The organism is Pedobacter sp. AK013 (assembly GCF_014205835.1).
Taxonomy (GTDB): Bacteria; Bacteroidota; Bacteroidia; order Sphingobacteriales; family Sphingobacteriaceae; genus Pedobacter.
This window is the reverse complement of record NZ_JACHCQ010000003.1, coordinates 35,370-44,106: the sequence shown is the minus strand read 5'-3', so window position 1 is coordinate 44,106 and position 8,737 is coordinate 35,370. Positions and strand designations below refer to the sequence as shown.

5 protein-coding genes are annotated in these 8,737 nt (G+C 37.6%); 4 read left to right on the top strand and 1 reads right to left on the bottom strand.

The window, feature by feature from the left end:
- Positions 1 to 98 precede the first annotated feature (98 nt).
- From HDC90_RS02820 to HDC90_RS02810, 3 genes are all read left to right on the top strand, one after another.
- A complete protein-coding gene (locus HDC90_RS02820; protein ID WP_184463690.1) occupies positions 99 to 587 on the top strand; it encodes a cytidine deaminase in 489 nt (162 codons plus the stop codon).
- A gap of 181 nt (positions 588 to 768) precedes the next feature.
- A complete protein-coding gene (locus HDC90_RS02815) occupies positions 769 to 2,454 on the top strand; it encodes a PNGase F N-terminal domain-containing protein (protein WP_184463688.1) in 1,686 nt (561 codons plus the stop codon).
- A 647-nt stretch (positions 2,455 to 3,101) separates the two neighbouring features.
- Positions 3,102 to 5,963, top strand: a complete 2,862-nt coding sequence (locus HDC90_RS02810; RefSeq protein ID WP_184463685.1) for a DNA gyrase/topoisomerase IV subunit A — start codon at positions 3,102 to 3,104, stop codon at positions 5,961 to 5,963.
- A gap of 178 nt (positions 5,964 to 6,141) precedes the next feature.
- Here the strand turns inward: HDC90_RS02810 and HDC90_RS02805 are convergent, their stop codons facing one another.
- The gene (locus tag HDC90_RS02805; protein ID WP_184463683.1) at positions 6,142 to 7,428 is read right to left on the bottom strand and encodes a hypothetical protein; all 1,287 of its coding nucleotides are present in this window, start codon (positions 7,426 to 7,428) and stop codon (positions 6,142 to 6,144) included.
- A 622-nt stretch (positions 7,429 to 8,050) separates the two neighbouring features.
- Here HDC90_RS02805 and pnuC point away from each other — a divergent pair.
- Complete coding sequence (gene pnuC / locus HDC90_RS02800) at positions 8,051 to 8,710, top strand: nicotinamide riboside transporter PnuC (protein WP_184463681.1); 660 nt, start codon at positions 8,051 to 8,053, stop codon at positions 8,708 to 8,710.
- The last annotated feature ends 27 nt before the right edge of the window (positions 8,711 to 8,737 follow it).

Here is an 8,737-nt window from a genome sequence, read left to right as displayed (position 1 = left end):
TAATTTTAAGGCGGTTTTTATTAAATAATACAAAAAATAACTTAAATTGTTCGCCCGCTATAAAAATTTAACATTGGCGGTTTAATAATCGGTTACAAATGAATTCAATAAATCTAAATATAACTTTTGAACAATACGAAAGTATTACAGAATTAACGACGGTAGATAGAACGCTTTGTGAACTTGCAGCGCAGGCTTTAAATACGTCTTATTCCCCATATTCAAAATTTAGAGTAGGTACGGCAATCCGCTTGTCCTCCGGCGAAACTATACTGGGCAGCAACCAAGAAAATTTAGCCTATCCATCAGGGCTTTGTGCAGAGCGTGTTGCGCTTTTTACCATTGGCGCTACCTATCCAAATGCAGTTATAGAAAGTATGGCCATAACTGCCCAAACCGATAGTTTTGAGATTTTGAAACCCATTACCTCCTGTGGAGGCTGTTTACAGGTGATGGCAGAGTTTGAGCGTAAGCAAAATACACCAATTGAAGTGATTTTTTATTGCCTAAATGGAGAAGTGTTAAAAGTGCCAAGCGTGAAGAGTTTACTGCCCTTTGCTTTTGTAGAGGATCGGTTGGAGCGGTAGAAGGGGAGGCATCTCTCCGCAGGTCGTCATTGCGAAGCCAATTTTTCATTGGAAGAAGCAATCTTTGTAGAAAGAACCATGAAGGAAATAGATTGCTTTCCCTAAAATCGGGGCAAGCTGTCGGCTGAAAAGTCTTCTCGCAATGACAGATACTTTATCTATATTTGGTTTTTTTAACTATATGAAGCATCTCTGCATCCTTATTTTTTCGATTTTTCTTTCTTTTAAATTACAAGCCCAAGCCGTACTTAAAAGTAATGCGGTTTATAAAATAATTTACTTCCGATCGTCGGATGGGAAATCGAAAGAAGACCAAAATGCTACAGTGGTACTGGCTTCTGCAGGTCAAAATTTAATCAGTAATGTAGCTATTCTTGATCATAGGGCAAAGTACCCTTACGAACAGAGCGTTGTTACGAAACCAGCACAAATTTTATTTCAGCTTGCCAATTTAGATGTGAATAAGCAGATTGCAACCGCCGATAGTGCTGCAATTGGCAAGCAAACTTTTGAGTTGAGCAACGAAACCAAAGTGATTTTGGGTTATACGTGTAAAAAGGCCACAACAGTTGTTAATTCCAATAGAATAGATCTATGGTATACTAACGATGCTGGTATAAAAGCAGCGCCAACCAGTTTAGGACAGAATCTTGGATTGGTTTTAGAACAGGTGCGTAATGGCAGTAGTTTTGTAACAGCTACAAAAATTGAAGAAGTTAAAAATTCGAAACCAATCGATCTGCAAAAAATAAGTGCTAAACTCACTGATGGATTAACCTATAAAGATTTACTCTGGAAAAGCAGGTTTACCACACTGAGTGTATTTAATAACGAAACAATTAACTTTATTGATAAACCACAATCGAACGATTCTGTATTCCGTTTTGCAGGGGGGACAGTGATTGCCAGGAAAGTTAAATTTCCCGAGTTTCAGTCCAACCCCAATGTTTTTGTCGATTTAACCGAGCAATCCAACGGCGATGCATACGACAGAACAGGATCGGTGTTTATTATCCCGACTGATAAACAGATCAGCTTAATGGATGCACTTAAAAACTCTGTTAAAGACCTACCTGTTTACGATAATGGTAATGGAAAGAAATACCAGGGTGTTGTAGCCACCGCAAATTATAACCCCGTTATAGAATTAATGCGCTTTTTTACCCCCTTTGGCGTTGGTAAATACAATACTTTAAAATTGAAGGATAAAAATTGGGCTGAGAAAGTTTACTATAGACAGGATGTTTCGGAACTGTTTCCGCTGGTAAAAGGCAAAGAAGCTTGGGTAGCCGTTTTTATTGGTAACTATGATAAGGGTGGACATAAAATTTCTTTAAATATTACACTGCACAACAGTGGAAGGCAAAAAGAGGCTGGGGAAGTGATTTTGCCTTTATTTAATTCGACTAATGTAATGGAAATGGCTGGACAAGAATATGCAACCATGTTTAGCAGTGATAAAGGTTTGGAAGTTTCTTTTACCTTAGCAAAAGACCTGAAAGATGCTAAACTGCGCTACATTACAACAGGTCATGGTGGTTGGGGTAATGGTGATGAATTTGTACCTCGGAAAAATACCATCTGGCTGGATGAAAAAGAAGCATTCGCTTTTACGCCATGGCGCCAGGACTGCGGTTCGTACCGATTATCAAACCCTGCCTCTGGAAATTTTGAAACTGGTCTTTCCTCGTCGGATTTAAGCCGTTCTAACTGGTGTCCGGGTACCGTTACCAATCCTGAATGGATTAGTTTGGGCGATTTAAAAGCCGGACTGCATACCATAAAAGTAACCATCCCGATGGGTAAGCCGGAAGGCTCGAGCTCGAGTGCATGGAATGTTTCGGGCGTATTGTTGGGAGTGGAATAGTGCAATATTTTTTCGGGAGATGAGTACCCCTCATGCGAATCGTCATTTCGAGCTGGGTGCAACGCAGTCGAGAACCCGAAGGCTCAGCGAAGCTAAATTTCTCTAGATAGATATCTTCATTTCGCTGCGCTACAGTCGAGACGACTTTTCTATTAAATCTTTCATCCTGCATGCGGTGAAGGATCTTTTCTCTTTTTTACCATATAAGATAGTTAAGGGGATATAAGCTTGACTGAGCCCATAATTGTTTTTTTTCTTATCAATTAGCGTTTAGGAGTGGTTCTATACATCCTGCAACCCTAAATAGTAGCACAAAACTATCTTTCTAAACCGGATTGCAGGGGAGATCCTTTTTGCTGCCATGAGCGGGGGAAGGAGGGCAAAAAAGATCGCATCGGAAAGCCGGAAGAAACAATTAAACAAAACCTACCGAACCCTGCTTTCCAAAACCCTTAAAAAACAATTTTCCTGGCTCAAAAGGCACATAGCTTCTATTGTGTGGAGCCATTTTATAATAGCTTATTTAATATTAGCTTTCTTTTTAAAATCTGTTAAGAACAAATTTTCGATTCCGAAATGTGAATAACCTCTCTTTATTCTATGCAATCATTTTTATTATATTTACGGCTGCCAATTTTTGTAAATAAATGAGTGAAGAATTAGATCAAAACGTAAACGAAGAGCACAAACATACCATAACCCCAATCAACGGTTTATACGAAAACTGGTTTCTCGATTATGCGTCTTATGTAATTCTCGATAGGGCAGTTCCACACATTAACGATGGATTAAAGCCTGTTCAACGGCGCATTATGCACTCACTTAAGGAGATGGATGATGGGCGTTTTAATAAGGCAGCCAACGTCATCGGTAACACCATGAAGTACCACCCGCATGGTGACGCCTCTATTGGCGATGCGATGGTGCAGATTGGACAAAAAGATTTATTGATTGATATGCAGGGTAACTGGGGCGATCCGGTTACTGGCGATAGCGCTGCGGCACCTCGTTATATTGAGGCACGTTTATCAAAATTTGCCAACGAAGTGGTATTTAATCCGGATACGACCGAATGGCAGTTAAGTTATGATGGACGTAACAACGAACCGATAACTTTACCTGTAAAATTCCCTTTGTTATTGGCGCAGGGGGCTGAAGGTATTGCTGTAGGTTTAGCAACTAAGGTAATGCCGCATAATTTTATCGAATTATTAGATGCATCAATAGAAGCATTGAAAGGTGTGCGTCCCAATATATTACCCGATTTCTTTACGGGCGGTATGGCCGATTTCTCGAATTATAATGAAGGGCAGCGGGGGGGTAAAATCCGCGTGCGCGCAAAAATAACCGAGAAGGATAAAAAAACTTTGGTGATCAGCGAAGTTCCGTTCAGTACCACAACAGGTTCTGTTATCGATAGCATTTTATCGGCTAATGATAAAGGCAAAATCAAGATCAAAAAGATTGAGGATAACACGGCGGCCAATGTAGAAATTGTAGTGCACCTTGCACCAGGGATTTCGCCCGATGTTACCATTGATGCACTTTATGCCTTTACGGCCTGCGAAGTATCGATCTCACCAAACACATGTATCATTCAGGATGATAAGCCGCACTTTTTAAGTGTGAACGATATCCTGATCGAAAATACAAAACACACCAAGAGTTTACTTAAAAAAGAGCTCGAAATTCGCTTGCACGAGTTACAGGAAAAGATTTTCTTTAGTTCGTTACTAAAAATATTTATTCAGGAAGGGATGTACAAAAATCCTGAATATGAAAACTCATCTAATTTTGAAACCGTAGTTGAGGTATTACACATTTTATTCGATCCGTTTAAACCATCGCTTTACCGCGAAATATTACCTGAAGATTTTAAAAAGCTGATTGATAAGCCAATGAGTAGCATCACCCGTTTTGATGTGAAAAAGGCTGATGAGCAGATGAAAAACCTGGAAGATGAGATTAAAGTAGTTAAAAACCACTTAAAACATCTTACCGATTATGCCATTGCCTGGTACCAGAAACTAAAAGATAAGTACGGAAAAGGAAGGGAACGTAAAACTGAAATCCGTTTGTTCGATCGGGTAGAGGCGTCGAAAGTAGCATTGGCGAACGTGAAACTGTACATGAATAAAGAGGATGGTTTTATTGGTACAGGATTAAAGAAAGATATACACATTGCCGATTGTTCGGATATTGATGAGGTAATTGTTTTCCGTGAGGATGGTAAATGTATCATCACAAAGGTGGCTGATAAAACTTTTGTAGGTAAAGGCATTATCCATGCCCAGGTATTTAAGAAAAACGATGAGCGTACCATTTATAATATGATTTATAAAGATGGCGCAAATGGTACTTCGTATATTAAAAGATTTGCCGTAGTTGGGGTAACGCGCGATAAGGAATACGATTTAACCAAGGGATCGAAAGGATCGAAGGTTTTGTATTTTACTGCAAATCCTAACGGTGAGGCTGAGGTAGTAAATGTTGCCCTGAAACCCCATTCTAAATTGCGCAAGCTTCAGTTTGATCAGGATTTTGCAGAGGTAGCCATTAAAGGGCGCGGATCGCAGGGGAATATCATTTCAAAATATCCAATTAAGAAAATTATTTTGAAGAGCAAGGGCGTTTCTACCTTATCGGGACTGAAAATCTGGTATGATGATTTATTAAAGCGCTTAAATGTTGATGGTCGTGGAAAATACCTGGGTGAGTTTGATGGCGACGATCGTATTCTACAGGTACACAAAGATGGATATTATGAATTAAGTTCTTTCGAACTGAGCAATCACTTTGATGATGGATTAATCTTGATTCAGAAGTTTGATCCGGAACTGATTTTTGCTGCTGTTCATTTTGAAGGCAAAGCACAAAATTATTTTATCAAACGTTTTGCATTCGAACTGCAAGCTAACGGAAGGAAAACTATTTTTATCAGCGAGGAGCAGAAATCGAGATTATTGCACCTGACTTCAAATCCAGCGGCAAAAATTATTGTTGATGTTTTAAAAGGCAAAACTCAGATTCCTGAAACATTGGATTTAACCTTAGCAGAACTGATTGATGTTAAAGGTTTAAAAGCAAATGGAAATAGACTGTCGCCGCATGATGTACAGAAAGTGGTATTGGAAGAGCCAGAGATAGCCGTTGAAGAACCAGAAGAAACATCTATTAAAGAAAGTGACGATGAGGAGTCGACAGTTGAAGAGGAAGTTACCAATGAAGAAACGGTAACGGATAGCGAAGCGGCCAAAGCAACAGTAGCTGATGAACCTGTTGTAATACCGCCAAAGCCAAAATTCGAACGTACAGAAACTCCTGTAGTTAAGGCTGAACCAGAAGTAAAAGAAAAACCAAAGCCAGCGACTGAACCTGTTAAAAAGGAAGAAGTTAAAACCGAAGATGAACCTGAGGCAGAAGAAAAACCTGCCAAGAAGATAGATTTCGAAATCACCAATCCGGATGATATCGATATTGATGATAAAGGGCAGTTAGGCTTATTCTAAATAGATTCGAGTGTTGTAAATTGATCATGCGGTTTCTGGTGATTCGTCATTCCCACGTAGGTGGAATTCTAATACAATAAGTTTTAAGATTGTCACCTGGAATTAATTCGCTGTTAAATGTTGAGTTACGTTGCTATCTCAACCGGAGTGCAGATAGTTATGAACTCATATTTCTTCGTTAAAGTGTTTTTGATTTCATCTTCAATAAGCTTTCGGAAAAGGTATTAGTTGGAAGTCCATTAATTTTAGCTGTATTTATTGCAGTTTCCTGTGCTTTAATAGCTTTTTTGAAATCTTGTAATGAATAATATAAATGTGCTAGGGTATCAAAATTATTTGGATTTGGATCTAACTTAACAGATCTTTTACTCCATTTTATAGCTCTTAAAAGGTGCTCGCGATTTTTGGTGCCGGAGGAATAAAAGTTCCAAGCCACCTCATTCAATCCATCTGGGAATGATTTTGCGTTCCATCCTGGTTTAAAACGTAATGTACTATCGGTTTTCTCCTGTAACTTTAAATTTTCAATACTATCGATCCTAATGCTCATATAATATTTATCATAGTGATTGGTCGCTAGCTTAAAATAGCTACTAGTGTCTTTAACAGAATTATAATAAAAAAGCATTTTTTCATTATAGATTTTTTGGCCGTTATATTGGCTATTTTGCCATTGGTTTTTATGGAAATTGGCCGTATTTTGAGCATCAGCTAAACAAATCGTTTTTATAGCAGTAACCATTGTATTATTTGAAATAACATTCAATATAAATGCTCTTTTTGGTTCAGGCTCCTTTTTAAATATGCTATCTATTATAACCCTATTTGCAAAAGCTTTTCTATAAGCAATTCCGTTAATGATTGGACCTGCTTCCAATATATATAGTATTGTTTGATAGTCATCAAAAGATGCCGGACTTAATTTTTTAGCATATTGTTCTATATAATATGCATTATTCGTTACGCCCCGCTTTTTAAGTACATCTATCAATTGTTTTAATTTAGTTATGTCAGAAGTATCTTTTAGATAATCTTCTTTTGCTTTTTTGATGGTTGTTTGTTGTGAAGCTTCTACTGCATTTTTCAATATATCTAGAAATCGTTCCCTTGGTGCATCAAACTCTAAGCTTCTGTAAAACAACTCCATATTGCTATGTAAAAAAATATAGGTTGGGCAGTTTTGGATATTATAATATTGAATTATTGATTTTAAAGCAGTGTCACCATAATTTGCTTGGTAAGAAATAAAATGTGTATTTACTTTATTTACGATTTCAAGATAGCTAAAAAGCCGATTTTGTTTTTCTGCATTTGTGTTTTCTGAATTGATGATCACCAAAACATCCTTTTTAAGATAACGAGCAGATTGTAATGCACTATACAGGGAAGAACTATAATTAATTTTCTGGGCAAATAAAATAGAAGGCAAGAAAAATAAGATAAGGAGTGAGAGTGAAATTTTCATAGTAATCGCTTTCTATAAAGATAGAGAAACCCAATTGAAAAAGAAATCGGATTGATGACGTGTGCTGTTGCAAGACAACAAAGGGATTATATCATAAATATAGATTTGTCCCCCTGAGCTTTCAGATAAATCGAAACAAGTAGTTGAAGGGTCTTGTTTCGACAGGCTCAACATGATAGCATCTGACGAGAATTTCCTTTTATGATCCTCGCAATATTGATGCCCTTACTTTGATCAATGTATTAGATCCGTACCCGTATTGATAAAAATAATATTTTACCACTTGTGTGTCCGTTGATGGTAAGTAGATTAGGGGTGGCTTATTATATTTTAAATCTCATTAGGATAAAAAAGCCTATATTTGCCCTGCTCAAAGGGGTGCTTGTTGATGCTGCAATTTCTGTTGCCCTCAATTTGCTGAGATTATACCCATTTTGAGGTGAAAGGTAGATAGGTAGAAGGCAGAGGGTTTCCCCTCGACCTTACAACCCTCCGGCCCTCAACCTTAAATGAACCTGATGCGGGTAATGCCGCCGTAGGAAGAGGTTAAAATTTACAAAGCTGTTTCGCCCCGAAAACGGTATCTAATTATTTTTACCGGCTGCAAAGCAAACTATTGTAAATGAATTTTCAAGATTGGTTTAAGCTTTTTCAGGAGCAGATTTTACACACCTCATTAATCGAATGGCTGGCTGTTGGTTTTGGCGTATCTGAAGTTTTATTAGCGAAGAAGAATAGCATCTGGCTTTATCCAACAGGTATCATTTCTATTTTATTGGTGATGACCTTACTATATAGCGCGAATTTATATGCAGAAATTGTACTCAATGTTTATTATTTGGTAATGAGCGTGTATGGTTGGTTAATTTGGAAAAATCAGGAAAATCATCACCATAAGGAAGTTCAATGGTCAACAAGAAAAGAATTAGTTATAGCTGTTTTAATTTCTGTAATAGGATTCGGAATTTTCTACACCGCTCTAATAAATTTGCCTGAACATTTTGTAATTGCTAAAATAGATATTTTCTTTACCAAATCGGATGTTCCAATTGCAGATGCCTTTGTTTCTGCATTTGCCTGGGCAGGCATGTGGCTGTTAGCCAAGCGCAAAATAGAAAACTGGATATTCCTAAATATTTCGAATATTGTTGCCATTCCGTTGCTGTTCCATAAAAAGCTTCCACTAATGGCCTGTTTAACTACGTTTTTGTTTACAGTTGCCATATTTGGATTTTTAGATTGGAAGAAGATTATTAACAAAAGCAGACTCAAATTGGCTTAATTACTTTCGTACGCCAAAGCAAAAAAT